Here is a 21,071-nt window from a genome sequence, read left to right on the forward strand (position 1 = left end):
GGTCTCAAGCGCGTATCAGCGCTTGAACGCCTTCACTTCAGCTTCACGCAGGCGCGGAGCCAGCTTGTCGAGGACACCGTTGACGAACTTGTGGCCATCAGTGGAGCCGTAGACCTTGGCCAACTCGATGCCTTCGTTGATCACCACGCGGTACGGCACGTCGGCACGCTGCATCAATTCCCACGTGGACAGGCGCAACACCGCCAGTTCAACCGGGTCCAGCTCTTCGATGGTCAGGTCCAGGCAAGGGGCCAGGGCCTTGTCGATTTCGCTCTTGTGTGCCGGAACCCCGTGCAGGATCTCGCGGAAGTAAGCACCGTCGACATCCGTGAAATCGTTATCGACCCGGAACTGCGCTTCGATCTCGTTCAACGACTGCTTGGCCATGTGCCATTGATACAGTGCCTGAGTCGCGAGCTGACGAGCTTCGCGACGCTTGACGCTCTTGGATGGCTTGCCAGCGTCCGCAGGTCGCGGATCGCGCGGATTGAAACGATCGCTTTCGTCGCTAATCACTTGGCCTCCAACTGCGCCAGCAGGCTGACCATTTCCAGAGCGGACAGGGCAGCTTCGGCACCTTTGTTACCGGCCTTGGTGCCGGAACGTTCGATGGCTTGCTCGATGGAATCAACGGTCAGCACGCCGAAAGCGACTGGAACGCCGAACTCCATGGACACCTGGGCCAGGCCCTTGGTGCATTCACCGGCCACGTATTCGAAGTGCGGTGTACCGCCACGAATGACTGCGCCCAGGGCGATGATTGCCGCGAACTCGCCTTTCTGGGCGACTTTCTGCGCAACCAACGGGATTTCGAAGGCGCCAGGGGCACGGATGATGGTGATGTCGCTTTCGCTCACGCCATGGCGAACCAGGGCATCAACCGCACCGCTTACCAGGCTTTCGACAACAAAGCTGTTGAAACGGCCAACAACCAGGGCGTAGCGGCCTTTGGGGGCGATGAAGGTACCTTCGATGGTCTTCAGGGTCATTCGACAAATCTCTTAAAGAGCCGGGACGCGTTCAGTACGCGTCCCTCAGTGATATTTGAACCGCGAACAAGGGGTGGAAAAACACCGGCCTTTATTCGGAGGGCACGTATTCTACAACTTCCAGATCGAAACCGGATATCGCATTAAATTTCATGGGTGCCGACATCAGGCGCATTTTGCGTACGCCCAGGTCACGCAGGATCTGCGAACCGGCACCGACGATGCTGTAGGTGGTCGGTTTTTTCGCCGGTGCCTGGTCCGCGGTTTCGCGGATATGCGCCAGCAGCACGTCGCCATCGAGCGGGTGACCGAGCAACAGCACCACCCCGCTGCCCGCCTCGGCAACCGCAGCCATGGCGGCGCGCAGGCTCCAGCGGCCGGGTTGCTTGACCATCAGCAGGTCACGCAATGGGTCCATGTTGTGCACCCGCACCAGGGTCGGCTCTTCGGCGCACACGGTGCCCAGGGTCAGGGCCATGTGCACGTCACCTTCCACCGAATCACGATAGGTCACCAGGTTGAATTGGCCCAGTTCGCTGTCCAGTGGCTGCTCGGCAATCCGCTGAACGGTACGTTCGTGGATCATCCGGTAGTGGATCAGGTCGGCAATGGTGCCGATCTTGATGTTGTGTTCAGCGGCAAAGGCTTCCAATTCGGTACGACGGGACATGGTGCCGTCATCGTTCATCACTTCGCAGATCACCCCGCTCGGCTCGAAACCGGCCATGCGCGCCAGGTCGCAGGCGGCCTCGGTGTGGCCGGCACGGGCCAGGGTGCCGCCGGCCTGGGCCATCAGCGGAAAAATGTGTCCCGGGCTGACGATGTCTTCAGCCTTGGCATCCTTGGCGGCAGCGGCCTGCACGGTACGCGCACGGTCGGCGGCGGAGATGCCGGTGGTCACGCCTTCGGCGGCCTCGATCGACACGGTGAACTTGGTGCCGAAGCCGGAACCGTTGCGCGGCGCCATCAGGGGCAGCTTCAGCAGTTCGCAGCGCTCGCGGCTCATCGGCATGCAGATCAGGCCACGGGCGTGCTTGGCCATGAAGTTGATGTGCTCAGCCTGGCAGCACTCGGCGGCCATGATCAGGTCGCCTTCGTTCTCGCGGTCTTCGTCATCCATGAGGATGACCATCTTGCCTTGGCGGATATCTTCAACCAGTTCTTCGATGCTATTGAGCGCCACAAGGCACCCCCCTTCTTTCGAAATTTGAGCTTCAGGATTTGAGGTAGCCGTTGGCGGCCAGAAAGCTTTCAGTGATGGTGCTGCCGGCAGTCGACTCCGCGGCCTTGTCGCCCAGCAGCAGTCGCTCCAGGTAACGGGCCAGCAGGTCCACTTCCAGGTTCACCCGACGACCCGGCTGATACGCGGCCATGATGGTTTCGCTCAGGGTGTGCGGAATGATCGTCAGCAGGAATTCGGCGCCATCGACCGCGTTCACCGTCAGGCTGGTGCCGTCGACGGTGATCGAGCCTTTATGGGCGATGTACTTGGCCAGTTCCTTCGGGGCACGGATACGGAACTCCACAGCCCGAGCGTTTTCGGTGCGGACGACCACTTCGCCGACGCCGTCGACGTGACCGCTGACCAGGTGGCCACCCAGGCGGGTGGTCGGGGTCAGGGCTTTTTCCAGGTTGACCGGGCTGCCGCTCTTGAGGTCATTCATGGCGGTGCAGTCGAGGGTTTCGCGACTGACGTCCGCCGCAAAGCCGTCGCCCGGCAGTTCGACGGCCGTCAGGCAGACGCCGTTGACCGCGATGCTGTCGCCCAGCTTGACGTCGCTCAGGTCGAGCTTGCCGGTGGCTACGTGAACCCGCACATCTCCGCCTTTTGGGGTCAATGCACGAATACTGCCGATGGATTCGATGATGCCGGTAAACATGAGTCCTCCTCGAGAACAAAACCTTCTTGGCCGCAGCCGGGAATTATACGCTCGCGGCGGGCACGGGAATGGCAGTGACTCGCCAGTCATCGCCAACCGCGCGAATGTCAGTGATTTTCAGCGCCGGCGCATCCTTCATTTGTGCCAGTGGCCAGTCGAGCAACGGCCGCGCCGTGGAGCCGAGGAACTTGCCGGCGACAAAGATCTGGTACTCGTCCACCAGGCCTTGCTGGGCAAAGGCCCCCGCCAGCCTTGGGCCGGCTTCCACCAGCACCTCGTTGACGCCGCGGGCAGCCAGTTCGAGCAATAGTTTGAGCAGATCGACCTGCCCCTCTTCACCCGGCACGATCAGGCACTCGGGGCCGCTGGCGTACTGCTCTTCCACGGCCACGCAGGTGGCGACCAGCGCGGGGCCAGCCTTGAAGAACGGGGCATCGAGGGGCACCCGCAGGCGGCCATCGATCAGCACCCGCAACGGTGGACGGCTCATGGCCAGGGCGCTTTGCTCGGCATCCAGCCCCAACTCGTCGGCGCGCACAGTCAGGCGCGCGTCGTCCGCCAGCACCGTGTCGGCACCGGTCAACACCACGCTGGCCTGCGCCCGCAGGCGCTGGACCGCGGAACGCGCCGCCGGGCCGGTGATCCACTGGCTTTCGCCGCTGGCCATGGCGGTGCGCCCATCCAGGCTCATGGCCAACTTGACCCGCACGAACGGCAAGCCGTGCTCCATGCGCTTGAGAAAACCCTGGTTGAGCTGGCGTGCCTCGCCTTCGAGCACGCCGCAGGTGGTGGCGATGCCGGCCTGTTCCAGACGTTGCAGGCCACGCCCGGCCACTTCCGGGTTGGGGTCCTGCATGGCGGCAACGACTCGCGCCACACCCGCCGTGACCAACCCATCGGCGCACGGTGGCGTGCGGCCGTGATGGCTGCAGGGTTCGAGTGTCACGTAGGCGGTCGCCCCCCGCGCCTGCTCGCCGGCGTCGCGCAAGGCGTGGACTTCGGCATGGGGTTCGCCAGTGCGCACATGCCAGCCTTCGCCGACGATCTGCCCGTCACGCACGATCACGCAACCGACCCGTGGATTGGGGTGAGTGCTGTAGTGCCCCTTGCGTGCCAGTTCCAGCGCGCGCGCCATGTAGTGGGCGTCGAGGATCGCTTGCTCAGTGGAAATCGTCATGGTTTGACCGGTTCTCGGGCCAGGCGATCGATCTCTTCGCGGAACTCGTTGAGGTCCTGGAAGCGGCGATACACCGAAGCGAAACGAATGTAGGCGACTTCATCGAGCTTCTGCAGCTCGGCCATCACCAGCTCACCGACCACCAGCGATTTGACTTCGCGCTCGCCGGTCGCCCGCAGCTTGTACTTGATGTGCGCCAGGGAGGACTCCAGGCGCTCGACGCTCACCGGACGTTTTTCCAGGGCGCGCTGCATGCCGGCGCGAAGTTTTTCTTCGTCGAACGGCTGGCGGCTGCCGTCGGTTTTGATCAGGCGCGGCAACACCAGCTCGGCGGTCTCGAACGTCGTGAAACGCTCGCCGCAGGCCAGGCATTCACGCCGGCGGCGCACCTGTTCGCCCTCGGCGACCAGACGGGAGTCGATGACCTTGGTGTCGTTGGCACCGCAGAAGGGACAGTGCATGGTGGCAGGCAACAAAAAAAGGGAGGGCCATGGTAGCGCATCCCGGTGGCAAGACAAGCCATAGGGTTTACGGTATACAGACGGGCTATAGTGCTTGAACCATGGATTTCACCTCGCTGGAGCCGCAAATGCCGCTACGACCGCTTGTTTTACTCAGTTTCGTCAGCCTGCTGGTGGCCTGTAGCAGTGATGCGCCCAAACCGGCGGAACCGGCTTCCGGCCCCGCGCCGCAGATGGCCCAGAAGAAGGCCCAGGCGTCCGCCGACCAAGGTCCTTTGCCGGCGTACCAGCGCGAACTGAGCGGTTCGTTGCAGGGTGTGCCCGCGGGGGCCGAAGTGGAACTGGCGCTGCTGGTGATCGACGAGCGTTCGCGGCCGCAGCAGTTGCTGGCCAGCGCCAACCTGATCGGCAACAACCAGGCCCTGCCGTTTCACCTACGCTTCAACCCCGAGACCTTTCCCGCCGGCGCGCGAGTCGAGCTGCGCGGGCGCGCCAGCCAGTCCGGGCAACTGATCCTGCAACTGCCCTCGCAACGAATTTTCCAGCCGACCTCCCAGGCACTGGGGCAATTGCAGTTCGTCAAAGCACCATGAGTGCACCGCTCGACCTGCAACAGGCCCTGAGCGAACTGCTTGGCGATGCGCAACTGGTGCCCTGCCCGCTGCCGGGTACCGAGCTGCAACTGTGGCTGATCGACGGCGATAACATGGACCGCGCCTTCAGCCCGGAAGAAACCCGGCGCATCCTGCATGAACCGCCGTACTGGAGTTTCTGCTGGGCCAGCGGCCTGGCCGTGGCGCGCTACCTGGCCGAACACCCGCAGTGGGTCGCGGGCAAACGGGTGCTGGATTTCGGCGCCGGTTCCGGGGTGGCGGGGATTGCGGCGGTCAAGGCCGGCGCCCTCGAAGTGGTGGCCTGCGACCTCGATCCCCTGGCACTCGCCGCCTGCCGGGCCAACGCCCGACTCAATGGGGTTGAGCTCAACTATTCGACGGACTTTTTCGCCGAGGCCGACCGTTTCGACCTGATCCTGGTGGCGGACGTACTGTACGACCGCGCCAACCTGCCGCTACTGGACGCATTCCTCAGCCGAGGCCGCGAAGCCCTGGTTGCCGACTCACGGGTGCGTGACTTCTCGCACCCGCTCTACCGGCGGCTGGAGATGCTCGAAGCCATGACCTTGCCCGACCTGGCGGAGCCTGAAGAGTTTCGCCATGTGAGCCTGTACCATGCCTCCCGTCACCCGGCTTCCTGCGCTTTCGGCCAACCCCACCAAGCCTTATAGTTGCCCCATCCACGTTTTTTCGAGATACCCCATGAGTCAAGACACGCCGTACATCTTCGACGCCACCACCGCTGATTTCGAGCAGTCGGTGATCGAGAACTCGTTCCACAAGCCCGTGCTGGTGGATTTCTGGGCTGAATGGTGTGCACCGTGCAAGGCGCTGATGCCGATGCTGCAGACCATCGCCGAGAGCTACCAGGGCGAACTGTTGCTGGCCAAGGTCAATTGTGATGTCGAGCCAGACGTCGTGGCGCGCTTCGGTATTCGCAGCCTGCCGACCGTGGTGCTGTTCAAGGACGGCCAGCCGGTGGACGGTTTTGCCGGCGCCCAACCCGAGTCCGCGGTGCGCGCCCTGCTCGAACCCCATGTGCAGATGCCACCGCCGCCCGCAGCCGACCCGTTCGAACTGGCCCAGGGGTTGTTCAACGAGGGCCGGTTTGCCGAAGCCGAGGCTGCGCTCAAAGTGCTGCTGGGGGAAGACAACACCCACGCCGGCGCACTGATCCTGTATGCCCGCTGCCTGACCGAGCGCGGCGAGCTGGGCGAAGCCCAGGCCGTGCTGGATGCGGTCAAGAGCGATGAACACAAGGCAGCCCTGGCCGGGGCCAAGGCACAGATCCAGTTCCTCGGCCAGGCAGCGGACCTGCCGGATGTGGCCGACCTGAAAGCGCGCCTGGCGCAAAATCCACAGGACGACGAAGCCGTCTATCAGCTGGCCATCCAGCAACTGGCCCGCCAGCAATACGACCCGGCACTGGACTCGCTGCTCAAGCTGTTCATCCGCAACCGCAGCTATAGCGAAGGCTTGCCGCACAAGACCTTGCTGCAGGTGTTCGAGCTGCTGGGCAACGATCACCCGCTGGTCACCACCTACCGCCGCAAACTGTTTGCCGCGTTGTACTGATGCTCGCGATGGCGTCCTTGAGCGCGCCACCGCGAGCAAGCTTCGCTCCTACAGCGGTTCTATCCAGCTGTAGAGCGGAGTATCGCCGCCGCTCAGCACCTTGACCTCGGCGCAGTGGCGCAAGCGCACCAACAGGCGCTTGCCGGCTGCTGCGCTGCCGGTCAGCCCTTCCAGTTGTTCGAGCAGATCCGGCCCACTCAGTTGCCCGGACTTGCGCAGTAACGCCTTGGCCAACTGCCATTGGGCGTCGTCCGGATTGGCCGGTTTCGCCGCAGCATTGGCGGCGGGCACAACGTCGTCGACCTTGCTCACCTGCAACTGCGCGCCAAGTTTTGCCCAATCGCCCTCATCGAGTTCCAGGGTCAGGTCCACCGGCCAGTCGCCGATGCTTCCACGTATGCGCAACATTGGGGTTTCCTCAGGTTTATGACGAGCATGCTCCCACGCGTCTTGCGCAACGCCAAGCATGCAGTCAAACTCCCGCCGATATTGTTATAAGATCACATAACAGAATAGTTACCTTCCGCCCCGGAGACTTTCCATGCGCCGTCTGCTTCTCGCTTTGCCGTTTGCCCTGTTGCCGCTGGCCATCGCCCAGGCGGCTGACGAACATAAGCATGACCACGACCATCAACACGCCAGCCTCGGTGCCCACGAGCATGGCGTCGGACGCTTGAACGCGGCGCTGGATGGCCAGACCCTGGAGCTGGAGCTGGACAGCCCGGCGATGAACCTGGTGGGCTTCGAGCATGTCGCCAGCACGCCGGCAGACATGGCCAAGGTCGCCGCTGTACGGGCACAGTTGGAGCAACCATTGGTGCTGTTCAGCCTGCCGCAGGCCGCCAACTGCGTGCTCAGCCGGCAGGCGCTGAACAGTCCGTTGTTCGGGGACAAACCGGACGTCGACGATGACCACGACCACGCTGAAGACGCCAAGGACGCCGACGGCCATGAACACCCCCATGACCACAGCGAAATCCACGCGCATTACCAGTTCACCTGCAGCCAGCCGGATGCACTGAAGAACCTGGACCTGGCCCAGGTGTTCAAGACCTTCCCCGCCACCCAGAAAATTCAGGTACAACTCATCAGCCCCAACGGCCAGCAAGGGGTCGAGGTGACGGCCAAGACGGCTGCCCTTAAATTCTGACCAACGCTTATCCAATGTGGGCGCGAGTCGGGCGGCGCTCCGTCTGCTCGCGAAGACGGCAGCACTGATGTGACTGGAAGACCGCTTTCGCGAGCAAGCCGCAAGCGGGCGCTCGCTCCCACAGGGTTCACCACCAACCTACCGGCGCTACATGACCCAAGCACTCATCGAACTGACCGACCTGGGCTTCCACTGGCCCGGTCACCCGCCCTTGCTGGACATCCCGGCGTTCCGCCTGGAGGCCGGTGAAACCCTGTTTCTCAAAGGCCCCAGCGGCAGCGGCAAGACCACCCTGCTGGGCCTGCTCGGCGGCGTGCAGAAGCCCAATCGCGGCAGCATCCGTTTGCTCGGGCAGGAACTGACGGACCTGTCGGCCGGCGCCCGGGATCGTTTTCGGGTCGACCACACCGGCTACATCTTCCAGCAGTTCAACCTGCTGCCGTTTCTCTCTGTGCGCGAAAACGTCGAGCTGCCGTGCCACTTCTCCAGCGTGCGCGCCCACCGCGCGATCCAGCGCCATGGCAGCGTCGACAGCGCCGCCGCGACGCTGCTGGCACACCTGGGGCTCAAGGATCCAGGCCTGCTTGGGCGGCGGGCCGACTCTCTGTCGATTGGCCAACAGCAACGGGTCGCCGCTGCCCGCGCACTGATCGGCCAGCCAGAACTGGTGATCGCCGACGAGCCGACCTCGGCCCTCGACTACGACGCTCGCGAGGCCTTCATCCGCCTGCTGTTCGCCGAATGCCGGGAAGCCGGTTCCAGCCTGTTGTTCGTCAGCCACGACCAGAGCCTGGCGCCGCTGTTCGATCGTCACCTGTCGCTGGCCGAACTCAATCGCGCCGCCACGCCCGCAGAGGTCTGAGATGTATCTGTTCCGTCTAGCCATGGCCAGCCTGGCTAACCGCCGCTTCACCGCCCTCCTCACAGCCCTTGCCATCGCCCTGTCGGTCTGCCTGCTGCTGGCCGTGGAGCGGGTGCGCACCGAAGCCCGCGCCAGTTTCGCCAGCACCATCAGCGGCACCGACCTGATCGTCGGCGCCCGCTCAGGTTCAGTGAACCTGCTGCTGTACTCGGTGTTCCGCATCGGCAATGCCACCAACAACATCCGCTGGGACAGCTTCGAGCACTTCGCCAACAACCCCAAGGTCAAGTGGGCGATCCCGATTTCCCTTGGCGACTCCCACCGCGGCTATCGGGTGATGGGCACCACCGACGCCTACTTCCAGCATTACCAGTACGGCCGCCAGCAACACCTGCAACTGGCCAGCGGCCGGGCCTTTGCCACGGATCCGTTCGAGGTGGTACTGGGCGCGGAAGTGGCCGACGCGCTGCACTACACACTCGGCGACCCACTGGTACTGGCCCACGGCGTGGCGGTGATCAGCCTGGTCAAGCATGACGACAAGCCCTTCACCGTGGTCGGCATCCTCAAGCGCACCGGCACCCCGGTGGACCGCACGCTGCACATCAGCCTCGGTGGCATGGAGGCAATCCACGTCGATTGGCACAACGGCGTGCCGGCGCGTGGCGAGGGGCGGATCAGCGCCGACCAGGCGCGCAACATGGACCTCACGCCCCAGGCCATCACCGCGTTCATGCTCGGCCTCAACAGCAAGATCGCGACCTTCTCCCTGCAACGCGAGATCAATGAGTTCCGTGGCGAGCCGATGCTGGCGATCCTGCCGGGCGTAGCCTTGCAGGAGCTCTGGAGCCTGATGGGCACCGCTGAAAAAGCGCTGTTCGTGGTGTCGCTGTTCGTGGTGCTGACCGGCTTGATCGGCATGCTCACCGCGATCCTCACCAGCCTCAACGAACGCCGGCGGGAAATGGCGATCCTGCGGTCGGTCGGCGCCAGGCCTTGGCACATCGCCACGCTGCTGGTGCTGGAAGCCTTTGCGCTGGCACTGTCGGGGGTGATCGCCGGCCTCGGCCTGCTGTACCTGTGCATCGCCCTGGCGCAAGGTTACGTGCAGTCCAACTACGGCCTGTTTCTGCCGTTGTCCTGGCCAAGCGAGTATGAATGGACGCTGCTCGGTGGCATCCTGCTTGCCGCGCTGCTGATGGGCAGCGTGCCTGCCTGGCGGGCCTACCGGCAATCGCTGGCCGACGGTCTGTCGATCCGTTTATGAGGACGTAAAATGCCCCGCGCTCTGCTTGCGCTGTTGATGCTGGTCGCCCTGCCCCTGTGGGCGGCCGAACCCAGGGACCTGACCTGGTCGGAGATGATTCCGCCGGACGCGCCCGCCGAAGTGCCGAACATGAAGCCGCTGCACGACCTGTCGCAGATGAGCGACGCCTTGTCGGCCGAGTCGGCCCCGGCCGCCAGGCAGGATCTGCCCAACGCGCCGGTGGTGCAGAACCTCGACGGCCAGGCCATTCGGTTGCCCGGCTACATCGTGCCGCTGGAGGTCAACGAGGCGGGGCGCACCACCGAGTTTTTGCTGGTGCCGTATTTCGGCGCCTGCATCCACGTTCCTCCACCGCCGTCGAACCAGATCGTGCATGTCAGGAGCGAGATCGGGGTCAAGCTCGAAGAGTTGTACCAGCCGTACTGGATTGAAGGCGCCATGCAGGTCAAAGCCTCCACCAGCGAACTGGCGGATGCCGGGTACCAGATGGATGCCCAGAAGATCTACGTGTACGAACTGCAGGAGTGAACCCGCGACTTGTTCATGGGCTGAGCTGAACGGTGTATAGGCTCAATCCAGCGCCTGGGCGATCTTAATGCGCCATCACGCTTTCATTGAGCTGTGTCAACGTCCCAGGCCGGATGCCTCCATAAAATGGGCTATAGAATTTAAATTGCCCCTTGGAGCCCCCATGCACAAGTCATTGCTTAGCGCTTCTCTCATTGCATTCGCGCTTGCAGCCCCGTCCGTCCAAGCCCACGAAGCCGGCGACATCATCGTCCGGGCCGGTGCCATCACCGTCAATCCGGAGGCTGACAGTTCCAGCGTCAAGGTCGATCGCGGCCCGCTGGCGGGTGCCGACCTGGGCGGCAAGGCGACGATGAGCAGCGACACTCAACTGGGCCTGAACTTCGCGTACATGATCACCAACAACCTGGGGATCGAGCTGCTGGCGGCCACGCCGTTCGAGCATGACGTCAAACTCAAAGGCACCGCCCTGCCCGCCGCCAATGGCAAGCTCGGCTCCTTGAAACACCTGCCGCCGACCCTGAGCCTGGTGTACTACCCGCTGGATCACAAATCGGTGTTCCAACCCTACGTGGGCGCGGGCATCAACTACACCTGGATCTATGACGAGCACGTCGGCAGCCAGGCCAGCGCCAACGGCTTCGACAACTTCCGGGCCAAAAACACCTGGGGCGTGGCCTGGCAGGTGGGTGCCGACTACATGCTGACCGACAACGTCATGATCAACGGCCAGGTGCGCTACATCGACATCGACACCACCGGTTATGTGGATAACAACGCTGTCGCCCCAGGCACCCGTGCCAAGGTCGACATCGATGTGGACCCATGGGTCTACATGGTCGGCCTGGGCTACAAGTTCTAAATCACACACACAAAAAAAGGCGCCTCGACAGGCGCCTTTTTTTATCCTCGCAAAAGGCTTAGCGACCCAGCAGGCGGGCCAGCCCGACGCTCATCGGCGTCTGTTCGGGGAAGGTGAAGCGCTGCAACAGGCGCTGGTTGTTCGCCCGCGAATGGCGGATATCGCCCGAACGGGCCGGGCCGTAGGTGATCGGCGGCAAGTCACCCACCACCTCGCGCAATGCCTGGAGCATCTGCTTGAGGGTGGTGGCCTGGTTCCAGCCGACGTTGACCGCCCCGACTTCCAGCGTGGGCGCTTCGATGGCCTGCACCAGCAGGTCTACCAGGTCTTCGACATAGACAAAGTCTCGGGTCTGCTCGCCATCGCCAAACACGGTAATCGGCTGCCCCTTGACCGCGCGCTCGCTGAAAATGCTGATCACCCCGGAGTACGGCGAAGACGGATCCTGGCGCGGGCCGAAGATGTTGAAGAAGCGAAACACCGCGGGTTCCAGGCCATGCTGGCGGCGGTAGAAGTCCAGGTAGTACTCGCCGGCCAGCTTGTCCGAGGCGTAGGGCGTGAGCGGCGCCTTGGCGGTGTCTTCATCGATCGACTCACCTTCGCCATTGTTGCCATAGATCGCCGCGCTCGAAGCGAACAACACGCGCTTGACCCCGGCCTGGCGCATGGCCTCACAGACGTTCAGGGTGCCAATGAAATTGCTCTGGTGCGTACGCACCGGATCGTCCACCGAGGCCTGTACGGAAGCCACGGCAGCCAGGTGCGCCACTGCGCAGCAACCGACCATCACCTTGGCCACCAGGGCTGCGTCGGCGACGTCGCCTTCAATCAATTCGATACGCGGATCGTCCAGTTGCAGGTTGCTGCGCTTGCCGGTGGACAGGTCATCGAGCACACGCACCGAATAGCCTTTGGCGAGCAAGGCGTCGGCGAGGTGCGAGCCAATGAAACCGGCGCCGCCGGTGATGAATACAGGGCCTTCAGCCATGACGATAAAACCTATCCAGTAAGCCCGGGAGCGCGGCACGCCAGGCGCGCGGCTTGATCCCGAAGGTGTGCAGAATTTTCTTGCAGGCCAGGACCGCATGTTGCGGTTCTTCGGCAGCATCCGGACGCGCGGCATGGGCCTGCGCGGTCGGTGCTTCAATGGCCAGCGGATGCAGGGTGCGGGCCTCGGTCAGGATGGCCTGGCCCAGGGCCAGCGGCGTGGTCGCCTCGTGTCCGGCGTAGTGATAGGTGCCCCACAACGGCGCCGCGCAATCGAGTTGCTTGAGCACCGAAATGATCACCCGTGCGGCGTCGTCCACAGGGGTCGGATTGCCCCGTCGGTCGTCGGCCATCAGCAACTCTTCAGGCTGTTCGGCACGCGCCAGGAAACGCCCCAGCGCGCCGTCGGCACTGTCATCGAGCAACCAGCCAAAACGCAGCATCACGTGTTGCGGGCAGGTTGCGCGCACGCTCTGTTCGATGCGCCACAACGCCTGGCCACGCAGGCCCAGTGGCACCGGCTCGTCCTTTTCACTGTAGGCAGTGGCCCGCGAGCCATCGAACACCCGATAGCTGGAAGGCTGGAGCAGGACGATGTTGTGGTGCTGGCACAGTTCCGCCAGCCGCTCGACGGCCCGTTCCTGGCCAGCCAGGCGCGCCTCGGGCACCTGTTCGGCCTGAAACCAGTCGAAGTAGTAGGCGAGATTGATCAGCGCGTCCGGGCGAGTGTCGTCGAGCAGTTGGGTCAGGCTCGCGGCATCCCAGCCGTCTTGCGGGGGACGGGGGGCGAGGAAACCGATGTCTTCCTCCGCACCGAGGCGAATCAGCGCCTGCCCAAGGGCATTTCCGCCACCCAGTAACATAAGGCGCATTCGCATAGAGTCAGCAGGCCCAATCTGTTTGAAACGATGAGTGTAGCGACAGCGCCCACAGGCGTTGCCGTTGAGAATTGCCGGAATCGTTACATTTTGCGGGTTTAATGCGCAACCGTCACTTATAAACTGCCAACCGCACCTGTGTGGCCGCGGCCAGGGGCAACGTTGGGCCGCGCAGCGCGCGTACTTGCAACTTGGCCCGGGCCGTCGCATAACTGAGCCCATGAATCTCCCCGAGTCCGCCGACAGCGTCCTCGACGGCTTTCACCCCGCCGTCAGCGCCTGGTTCAGCAGTACTTTCCCGACGGTCACCGCCGCCCAGGCGCGCGCGTGGCCCTTGATCCGCCAGCGCCGCTCGACCCTGATTGCCGCGCCCACCGGCTCCGGCAAGACCCTCACCGCGTTTCTGGCGGTGATCGATGACCTGGTCCGGCAAGGCCTGGCACGGGGCGGCGAGCTGCCCGACGAAACCCGGGTGGTGTACGTCTCGCCCCTCAAGGCGCTGTCCAACGATATCCAACTCAACCTGCAGACACCGCTGGCCGGCATCACCGCGCAACTGCAACGCCAGGGATTGCCCGAACTGCAGATCAGCACCGCAGTGCGCACCGGCGACACCCCACAAAAAGAACGCACGGCGATGCGCAAAAGCGCGCCGCACATTCTGGTGACCACCCCGGAATCGCTCTATGTGCTGCTCGGCTCCGATTCGGGCCGGCGGATGCTCGCCAGTACCCGCACGGTGATCGTCGATGAAATCCACGCCATGGCCGCCAGCAAGCGCGGCAGCCACCTGGCCCTGAGCCTGGAGCGTTTGCAGGCGTTGTGCCGCGAGCCGCTGCTGCGCATTGGCCTGTCTGCCACACAAAAGCCCATCGACGCGGTGTCGCGGTTCCTGGTGGGCACTGGGCGCGCCTGTGAGATCGTCGACATCGGCCACGCCCGCCCCCGGGACCTGGACATCGAAGTGCCGCCCGTGCCGTTGTCGGCGGTGATGGCCAACGATGTCTGGGAGTTGGTCTACGAGCGCATCGCCACCCTCGCCCGCGAACACCGCACCACCCTGGTCTTCGTCAACACCCGGCGCCTGGCCGAGCGCTTGAGCCGCCACCTCAGCGAACGCCTGGGCAAGCACGCGGTGGCCGCGCACCACGGCAGCCTGGCCAAGGCGTTTCGCCTGGATGCCGAGCAACGGCTCAAGCGCGGCGAGCTGCAAGTGTTGATCGCCACCGCGTCGCTGGAACTGGGGATCGACATCGGCGACGTCGAGCTGGTCTGCCAGATCGCCTCGCCCCGTTCGATTGCCGGGTTCCTGCAACGGGTCGGTCGCTCCGGGCACCAGGTTGGCGGCACGCCCAAGGGACGCCTGTTCGCCACCACCCGCGACGACCTGATCGAATGCGCCGCCCTGCTCGACTGCGTGCGCCGGGGCGAGCTCGATACCCTGCGGATCCCCGTCTCGCCGCTGGATGTGCTGGCCCAGCAGATCATCGCCGAAGTCAGTTGCCAGGAATGGCAGGAGCAGGCGCTGTTCGACACCCTGCGCCGCGCCTCCCCCTACGCCGCGCTGGACCAGGCGCACTACCAGGCCTTGCTGAAGATGCTTGCCGAAGGCTACAACGGCCGCCAGGGCATCCGCAGCGCGTACCTGCACCGCGACGCCGTCAGCGGCGCCTTGCGCGGCCGCCGCGGGGCCCGCCTGACCGCCGTGACCAGTGGCGGGACAATTCCCGACAACGCCGACTACAGCGTGCTGCTGGAACCCCAGGGGCTGAACATCGGCAGCGTCAACGAAGACTTCGCGGTGGAGAGCATCGCCGGCGATGTCTTTCAACTGGGCAACAGCTCTTACCGGATCCTGCGGGTCGAAACCGGCAAGGTACGGGTCGAGGACGCCCAGGGCCAGCCGCCCACCATCCCGTTCTGGCTTGGCGAAGCACCGGGGCGCAGCGCCGAGTTGTCCTACGCCGTGGCGCGCCTGCACGCCCAGCTCGACCCACTGCTAGGTGCCACGCCGGGCGATCTGCAACCGAGCCTGGCCTGGCTGACCGAGACCCTCGGCCTGAGCCTGGCCTGCGCCGAACAACTGGTGGACTACCTGGCGCCTGCGCGCCTGAGCCTCGGTGCCCTGCCGTCCCAGGACACGCTGCTGATGGAGCGATTTTTCGATGAGTCCGGCGGCACCCAACTGATCATCCACACGCCCTTCGGCAGCCGCATCAACCGCGCTTGGGGCCTGGCCTTGCGCAAGCGCTTCTGCCGCACTTTCAACTTCGAATTGCAGGCCGCCGCCAGCGAGGACGCCATCGTCCTGTCACTGTCCACCAGCCACAGCTTCGAACTGCAGGACGTCTGGCGTTACCTGCACAGCAACAGCGCCGAGCAACTCCTCATCCAGGCGGTACTCGACGCCCCGCTGTTTGGCGTGCGCTGGCGCTGGAATGCCGGCGTCGCCCTGGCGCTGCCGCGCTACAGCGGTGGCCGCAAGGTACCGCCGCAGATCCAGCGGATGAAAAGCGAAGACCTGATCGCCAGCGTGTTTCCCGACCAGATCGCCTGCCTGGAAAACCTCGCCGGCGAACGGGAAATCCCCGACCACCCCCTGGTTGAGCAAACCCTCGACGACTGCCTGCACGACGCCATGGACTGCAACGGCTGGCTGGCCTTGCTGCGACGCATGGAGCGGGGCGAACTGCGGCTGATCAGCCGCGACCTGCCCGCCCCTTCGCCCCTGGCAGCGGAAATCCTCAACGCCCGGCCCTACACCTTTCTCGACGATGCGCCCCTGGAAGAACGGCGCACGCAGGCGGTGCTCAGCCGCCGCTGGAGCGACCCGCTGGCGACCGATGACCTCGGTGCCCTGGACCCGCAGGCGATCGAGTCGGTGCGCGAAGAAGCCTGGCCGCAACCCGGCAGCGTCGATGAAATGCATGAAGCGCTGATGAGCCTGGGGGCTATCACCGATAGCGAGGTGCAGCAGGACGGGCAATGGCTGCCATGGCTGCAGGCGCTGGCCGAGCAAGGTCGCGCCAGCCGCCTGGCCATCGACGCCGAACATGGCCTGTGGCTGGCGCTGGAGCGCCTGAGCTGCCTGCAAGGGATTTATCCACAGGGACTGCTGCAACCGGCCATGCACCCGCTACCCGGCTTTGACCAGGTGTGGGCACCTGATGAGGCGCTGGTGGAGCTGCTGCGCGCCCGGCTCAGCGCCTTCGGCCCGCTGCCCCTGAGTGAGATTGCCGCCCCCCTGGGGCTGGCGCCGCTGCGGGTCGAGCAAGCCCTGGCCCAACTGGAGCGCGAGGGTTACGTGTTGCGCGGGCGCTTCAGCCCGGGTGCGATGCAGGAACAATGGTGCGAACGGCATTTGCTGGCGCGGATCCACCGCTACACGGTCAAGCGCCTGCGCCGGGAAATCGAACCGGTGGCCCTGCAGGACTTCATGCGTTTTCTGTTTGACTGGCAGCACCTGTCCGCGACAACCCAGGGCCAGGGCAGCGCCATGTTACCGGTGATCGTCGCGCAGTTCGAAGGCTACCCGGCAGCGGCATCGGCCTGGGACAGCGATCTGTTGCCGGCGCGGCTCAAAGGCTACTCGGCCACCTGGCTGGATGAGCTGTGCCGCAGCGGCAAGCTGGTCTGGACTCGCTTGAGCGCGCGCCACAAGGCGACCAGCGTGGCCCTGCGCAGCACGCCGATCCTGTTGTTGCCCAGGGCGCAGGTGGCACTCTGGAGCGGCTTGACCCAACAGGCGCAGGTCGACGATTTGTCGCCCAAGACCCAGAAAGTCCATCAGGCCCTGAGCCAACACGGCGCGCTGTTTTTTGATGAGTTGCTGCACGAAGCGCACCTGCTGCGCAGCGAACTGGAGATCGCCTTGCAGGAGCTGGTCGGCGCAGGCCTGGTGAATGCCGACAGTTTCGCCGGCCTGCGCGCGCTGATCACCCCGGCGAGCAAACGCCAGGCCCGCAGCAGCCGACGCGGGCGCGGGCCACTGGTCGGCGGAATGGACGATGCCGGACGCTGGGCCCTGCTGCGCCGCACAGCCGCTCCCATCGGGGATGCCCCGCGTGGCACGCCCGTGGGCACCCTCGAACACATCGCCATGACGTTGCTGCGCCGCTACGGCGTGGTGTTCTGGCGCTTGCTGGAGCGCGAAGCGGACTGGCTGCCCAACTGGCGGGAATTACTGCGCACCTTTCATCGCCTGGAGGCACGCGGGGAGATTCGCGGCGGGCGTTTTGTCAGTGGCCTGGCCGGCGAACAGTTCGCCCTGCCCGAAGCCATCCCGCTGCTGCGCGAAGTGCGTCGCCGGCCCCACGACGGCAGCCTGGTCAGCGTCTGTGGGGTTGATCCGCTAAATCTGGTCGGCACCTTACTGCCGGGGCAGAAGGTCCCGGCCCTGGCCAGCAATCGTCTGGTGTACCGCGACGGCTTGCCGGCGGCGGCCGAGATCGCCGGCGTGCAGCATTACTGGCTGCAACTGGACCTGCAGCAAAGCTCCGCGCTGCAGCAAAAACTGACCCAGTACCGGCTCTCGCCCGTCGCCGACCATGGGCTGCCGGGGGCTTAGGCGCTGTGACTCGGATTGGGCAGCAGCACCTGCTGTGGATAAGTCTGGAGGGCTGACCGCCCGTAACGCCGTCGAAACTTTCCGCCCTGGCCCACAGTCATCAACAAACAGGGGGCAGCCCGACGATCATCAGGCGGGATCACACATGGCGGCGTTTGACAGCAGCGGCGAGCAGGCCGAACAACCCGATGCAGCGAGTGCAAGCCGGACCTCGGTACGCCGTTTTACCGTGCTCACGGTCAATACCCACAAGGGCTTCGCCGCCCTGAACCGGCGTTTCATCCTGCCCGAACTGCGCGAAGCGGTGCGCAGTGTCGGCGCCGACGTGGTGTTCCTGCAGGAAGTACACGGCACCCATGAGCATCATCCTCGGCGCTACAGCAACTGGCCCAGCATGCCCCAGTACGAATTCCTCGCCGACAGCCTCTGGCCGCAGTTCGCCTATGGGCGCAACGCGGTGTACCCGGCAGGCGACCACGGCAATGCCCTGCTGTCGAAATTCCAGATCATCCGTCACGACAACCTCGACGTCTCCATCAGCGGCCATGAGAGCCGGGGCGTGCTGCATTGCGTGTTACGCCTGCCCGGCGAAGGCCAGCAGGTGCATGCCATGTGCGTGCACCTGGGGTTGCGCCAGGTCCATCGCGACGAACAGCTGCAACTGTTGATAAAGCGCCTGCAAGCGTTGCCCGCCGACGCCAAAGTGATCGTCGCCGGCGACTTCAACGACTGGCGCCAGCGCGCCGACGCATGGCTCAGGCCTCTGGGGTTGCGCGAAGTATTCAGCGAGCACCATGGCCAGTCGGCGCGCAGTTTTCCCGCCCGCCTGCCTCTCCTGCGCCTGGACCGCATCTACGTGCGCAACCTCAAGGCCCATCGCCCGCAGGTACTGGCGGCGCGCCCCTGGTCGCACCTTTCCGATCATGTTCCGCTGTCGGTGGAGATTGAGCTATGAGCAGCGCCCCGCTGGAAAAAAACCTGCTCGAGCCCCAGGCGGCCACCCCCGAATCGGCTGCGACCGGACGCGCCCTCGTCGACCCCGACTATGGCTGGCACGGCAATAACTGCGTGGTATTGCTGGAAAATGGCGAGGCCTACTTTCCCAAGGTGTTCGAGGCCCTGCGCCAGGCCAAGAGCGAGATTCTGCTGGAGACCTTCATTCTGTTCGAGGACAAGGTCGGCAGCGAGTTGCAGCAGATCCTGATCGAAGCTGCGCAGCGCGGCGTGCGTGTCACCGTCAGCCTCGACGGTTTTGGTTGCGGCGAATTGACCAGCGAGTTTCTCCTGGCGATGTGTGATGCCGGCGTGCACTTGCAAATGTTCGACCCGGCCCCCCGGCGCCTGGGCATCCGCACCAACTGGTTCCGTCGCCTGCATCGCAAGATCGTGGTGGTGGACGGTCGCATCGCCTTTATCGGCGGCATCAACTTCAGCGCCGACCACCTGGCGGACTTCGGCCCCGAGGCCAAGCAGGATTATGCGGTGCAAGTCGAAGGGCCGGCGGTGGTGGACATCCATCACTTTGCCCTGCTGCAAAGCGGGCGCCACGCCGGGGCGCGGTCTGGCTGGCTGCGGCGCAAGCACCGGCGCAGCGAGCGGGCGTTCAGCGACCACGATGGCCAGGTGCGCCTGGTCTACCGCGACAACCACGACCACCCCCGGGACATCGAGGACGTGTACCTGCAGGTGCTGCGCAGCGCCCAACGCCGGGTGATCATCGCCAACGCCTACTTTTTCCCCGGCTACCGCTTGCTGCGCGAGATTCGCAACGCCGCCCGCCGGGGTGTCGAGGTGCGGCTGATCCTGCAGGGCCAACCGGACATGCTGGTGGCCAAGCTGGCGGCCCGCCTGACTTATGACTACCTGCAGCAATCGGGAGTAAAGATCTATGAATACTGCGAGCGCCCGCTGCACGGCAAAGTCGCCCTGGTGGATGAGGACTGGAGCACGGTCGGCTCGAGCAACCTCGACCCCCTGAGCCTGTCGTTGAACCTGGAGGCCAACGTGCTGATTCGCGACCGGGCATTCAACCGCGAGCTGTGCGAGCGCCTGGAGGAATTGAGTGACCATCACTGCAAGGTCATGCCGGCCAACCAGCGACCCCGTGGATTACTGTGGCGCATGACCATCGGCTTTCTGGTGTTCCATTGCCTGCGGCACTTCCCCGCCTGGGCCGGTTGGCTGCCGGCACACAAACCGCACCTGCAGCCCTTCACGTCTGCGGGACAGGTGCAGGATGACGCCGATGAGTCGCGCTGAAAGCCAAGACACGCCCGCGGCTGCCGAGCAGGCGCCTTCCCGTTGGCGGCGCCTGAAAAAGCCCCTCACGGCGCTGTTCTTCCTGCTGCTGATTGTGTTGTTCACCCTGCTCGCCCACCGCATCGACTGGAGCGAAGTGTTCGACACGCTGAAGGATTTCAAGGTCCGGACCCTGATCATCGCCTCGATGATTACCCTGCTGAGCTTTCTCACTTACGCCTGCTTCGACTTGATCGGCCGCACCTACATCGGGCAGAACCTGACCTGGCGGCAAATCCTGCCGGTGGGGGTGATCAGCTACGCGTTCAACCTCAATCTGAGCGCCTGGGTAGGCGGCATCGCCATGCGCTATCGCTTGTATTCGCGGCTGGGGGTCAGCAAGGGCAACATTGCCAAGATCCTGGGCCTGAGCCTGGCCACCAACTGGTTTGGCTACATGGTGGTGGCCGGGGCGATCTTCAGCAGCGGCCTGGTGCACATGCCGCCGGGCTGGAAGCTCAGCAGCGCGGCCTTGCAGGGCGTGGGCCTGCTGTTACTGCTGGTGAGCGCGGGCTACCTGGCGGCGTGCCGTTTTTCCAGCCGTCGCGAATGGTCGATTCGTGGGGTTGAGATCAACCTGCCGTCACTGCGCATGGCGCTGCTGCAACTGGCGCTGGGGGCGTTGAACTGGTCGCTGATGGCGGCGGTGATTTTCACCCTGCTGCCGAGCAAGCTCGACTATCCACTGGTGCTTGGGGTGCTGCTGATCAGTGCCATCGCCGGGGTGATTACCCATATTCCGGCCGGGCTCGGGGTGCTGGAGGCGGTGTTTGTCGCCCTGCTGCAACACCAGGCCTCTCGCGGCAGCCTGGTCGCCGGCCTGCTGGCCTATCGGGCGATCTATTTCCTGCTGCCGCTGTTGATCACGGTGGCCATGTACCTGGTGGTGGAAGCCAAGGCCAAGGCATTGCGGATCGAGAAGAAACCTTCCTGAACGCCCACATCCACGATGGGAGCGGGCTCGCACCCACCGAAA

The 21,071-nt window shown here is 64.6% G+C and carries 21 protein-coding genes; 12 read left to right on the forward strand and 9 right to left on the reverse strand.

Features of this window, described 5'->3' with window-relative positions:
- Window positions 1–15: 15 nt before the first annotated feature.
- The 6 genes from nusB to nrdR all read right to left on the reverse strand — a co-directional run bounded on the left by nusB (window position 16) and on the right by nrdR (window position 4,507).
- Window positions 16–516, reverse strand: coding sequence for a transcription antitermination factor NusB (gene nusB / locus AACY45_RS20695; RefSeq protein WP_339547181.1), 501 nt, complete (start codon window positions 514–516; stop codon window positions 16–18).
- Complete coding sequence (ribH, locus tag AACY45_RS20700) at window positions 513–989, reverse strand: 6,7-dimethyl-8-ribityllumazine synthase (RefSeq protein WP_003228649.1); 477 nt, start codon at window positions 987–989, stop codon at window positions 513–515. The genes nusB and ribH overlap by 4 nt, the downstream gene beginning before the upstream one ends.
- Before the next feature lie 91 nt (window positions 990–1,080).
- Entirely contained in the window at window positions 1,081–2,172 is a 1,092-nt protein-coding gene (gene ribBA / locus AACY45_RS20705; RefSeq protein WP_339547182.1) for a bifunctional 3,4-dihydroxy-2-butanone-4-phosphate synthase/GTP cyclohydrolase II, read from the reverse strand.
- A gap of 31 nt (window positions 2,173–2,203) precedes the next feature.
- Complete coding sequence (locus tag AACY45_RS20710) at window positions 2,204–2,869, reverse strand: riboflavin synthase (RefSeq protein ID WP_339547183.1); 666 nt, start codon at window positions 2,867–2,869, stop codon at window positions 2,204–2,206.
- Window positions 2,870–2,912: 43 nt separating this feature from the next.
- Window positions 2,913–4,046 (reverse strand): bifunctional diaminohydroxyphosphoribosylaminopyrimidine deaminase/5-amino-6-(5-phosphoribosylamino)uracil reductase RibD, encoded by a 1,134-nt coding sequence (gene ribD, locus AACY45_RS20715; protein ID WP_339547184.1) that lies wholly within the window; start codon window positions 4,044–4,046, stop codon window positions 2,913–2,915.
- Window positions 4,043–4,507 carry a transcriptional regulator NrdR gene (gene nrdR, locus AACY45_RS20720; protein ID WP_339547185.1) on the reverse strand — a complete coding sequence of 155 codons (465 nt, stop codon included), beginning with the start codon at window positions 4,505–4,507 and terminating at the stop codon, window positions 4,043–4,045. The genes ribD and nrdR overlap by 4 nt, the downstream gene beginning before the upstream one ends.
- A gap of 128 nt (window positions 4,508–4,635) precedes the next feature.
- Here nrdR and AACY45_RS20725 point away from each other — a divergent pair, with 128 nt between their 5' ends.
- From AACY45_RS20725 to trxA, 3 genes are read left to right on the forward strand one after another with little or no spacing between them, the layout of a single operon-like run.
- Complete coding sequence (locus tag AACY45_RS20725; RefSeq protein WP_339547186.1) at window positions 4,636–5,100, forward strand: YbaY family lipoprotein; 465 nt, start codon at window positions 4,636–4,638, stop codon at window positions 5,098–5,100.
- Window positions 5,097–5,792: a class I SAM-dependent methyltransferase gene (locus AACY45_RS20730; protein ID WP_339547187.1), complete on the forward strand. Its 696-nt coding sequence runs from the start codon at window positions 5,097–5,099 to the stop codon at window positions 5,790–5,792. The genes AACY45_RS20725 and AACY45_RS20730 overlap by 4 nt, the downstream gene beginning before the upstream one ends.
- A 31-nt stretch (window positions 5,793–5,823) precedes the next feature.
- Entirely contained in the window at window positions 5,824–6,696 is an 873-nt protein-coding gene (gene trxA / locus AACY45_RS20735) for a thioredoxin (RefSeq protein WP_339547188.1), read from the forward strand.
- 48 nt (window positions 6,697–6,744) lie between these two features.
- On the opposite strand, the gene AACY45_RS20740 is transcribed toward trxA, so the two are convergent.
- Window positions 6,745–7,104, reverse strand: coding sequence for a hypothetical protein (locus AACY45_RS20740; protein ID WP_339547189.1), 360 nt, complete (start codon window positions 7,102–7,104; stop codon window positions 6,745–6,747).
- A 133-nt stretch (window positions 7,105–7,237) separates the two neighbouring features.
- On the opposite strand from AACY45_RS20740, the gene AACY45_RS20745 reads away from it, so the two are divergent.
- The 5 genes from AACY45_RS20745 to AACY45_RS20765 all read left to right on the forward strand — a co-directional run bounded on the left by AACY45_RS20745 (window position 7,238) and on the right by AACY45_RS20765 (window position 11,365).
- Window positions 7,238–7,846, forward strand: coding sequence for a DUF2796 domain-containing protein (locus tag AACY45_RS20745; RefSeq protein ID WP_339547190.1), 609 nt, complete (start codon window positions 7,238–7,240; stop codon window positions 7,844–7,846).
- Between the two features lie 151 nt (window positions 7,847–7,997).
- Complete coding sequence (locus AACY45_RS20750; RefSeq protein WP_339547191.1) at window positions 7,998–8,708, forward strand: ABC transporter ATP-binding protein; 711 nt, start codon at window positions 7,998–8,000, stop codon at window positions 8,706–8,708.
- A gap of 1 nt (window position 8,709) precedes the next feature.
- Window positions 8,710–9,975, forward strand: a complete 1,266-nt coding sequence (locus AACY45_RS20755) for an ABC transporter permease (RefSeq protein WP_339547192.1) — start codon at window positions 8,710–8,712, stop codon at window positions 9,973–9,975.
- A gap of 9 nt (window positions 9,976–9,984) precedes the next feature.
- Window positions 9,985–10,503, forward strand: a complete 519-nt coding sequence (locus AACY45_RS20760) for a DUF3299 domain-containing protein (RefSeq protein ID WP_159998167.1) — start codon at window positions 9,985–9,987, stop codon at window positions 10,501–10,503.
- Between the two features lie 163 nt (window positions 10,504–10,666).
- The gene (locus AACY45_RS20765; protein WP_339547193.1) at window positions 10,667–11,365 is read left to right on the forward strand and encodes an OmpW/AlkL family protein; all 699 of its coding nucleotides are present in this window, start codon (window positions 10,667–10,669) and stop codon (window positions 11,363–11,365) included.
- Between the two features lie 58 nt (window positions 11,366–11,423).
- Here AACY45_RS20765 and AACY45_RS20770 read toward each other — a convergent pair whose 3' ends face one another.
- Both AACY45_RS20770 and AACY45_RS20775 read right to left on the reverse strand, forming a co-directional pair.
- Complete coding sequence (locus AACY45_RS20770; protein WP_339547194.1) at window positions 11,424–12,353, reverse strand: NAD-dependent epimerase/dehydratase family protein; 930 nt, start codon at window positions 12,351–12,353, stop codon at window positions 11,424–11,426.
- Entirely contained in the window at window positions 12,346–13,230 is an 885-nt protein-coding gene (locus AACY45_RS20775; RefSeq protein ID WP_320333112.1) for a sugar nucleotide-binding protein, read from the reverse strand. Before AACY45_RS20775 ends, AACY45_RS20770 begins: the two co-directional genes overlap by 8 nt.
- 220 nt (window positions 13,231–13,450) lie before the next feature.
- On the opposite strand from AACY45_RS20775, the gene AACY45_RS20780 reads away from it, so the two are divergent.
- The 4 genes from AACY45_RS20780 to AACY45_RS20795 all read left to right on the forward strand — a co-directional run bounded on the left by AACY45_RS20780 (window position 13,451) and on the right by AACY45_RS20795 (window position 21,029).
- The gene (locus tag AACY45_RS20780; RefSeq protein WP_339547195.1) at window positions 13,451–17,797 is read left to right on the forward strand and encodes a DEAD/DEAH box helicase; all 4,347 of its coding nucleotides are present in this window, start codon (window positions 13,451–13,453) and stop codon (window positions 17,795–17,797) included.
- A 145-nt stretch (window positions 17,798–17,942) separates the two neighbouring features.
- A complete protein-coding gene (locus AACY45_RS20785) occupies window positions 17,943–18,752 on the forward strand; it encodes an endonuclease/exonuclease/phosphatase family protein (RefSeq protein WP_339547196.1) in 810 nt (269 codons plus the stop codon).
- Entirely contained in the window at window positions 18,749–20,056 is a 1,308-nt protein-coding gene (gene clsB, locus AACY45_RS20790) for a cardiolipin synthase ClsB (RefSeq protein ID WP_339547197.1), read from the forward strand. The genes AACY45_RS20785 and clsB overlap by 4 nt, the downstream gene beginning before the upstream one ends.
- Window positions 20,043–21,029, forward strand: coding sequence for a lysylphosphatidylglycerol synthase domain-containing protein (locus AACY45_RS20795; RefSeq protein ID WP_339547198.1), 987 nt, complete (start codon window positions 20,043–20,045; stop codon window positions 21,027–21,029). The genes clsB and AACY45_RS20795 overlap by 14 nt, the downstream gene beginning before the upstream one ends.
- Window positions 21,030–21,071 lie beyond the last annotated feature (42 nt).

This window comes from Pseudomonas sp. RA_35y_Pfl2_P32 (assembly GCF_963970735.1).
Taxonomy (GTDB): domain Bacteria; phylum Pseudomonadota; class Gammaproteobacteria; order Pseudomonadales; family Pseudomonadaceae; genus Aquipseudomonas.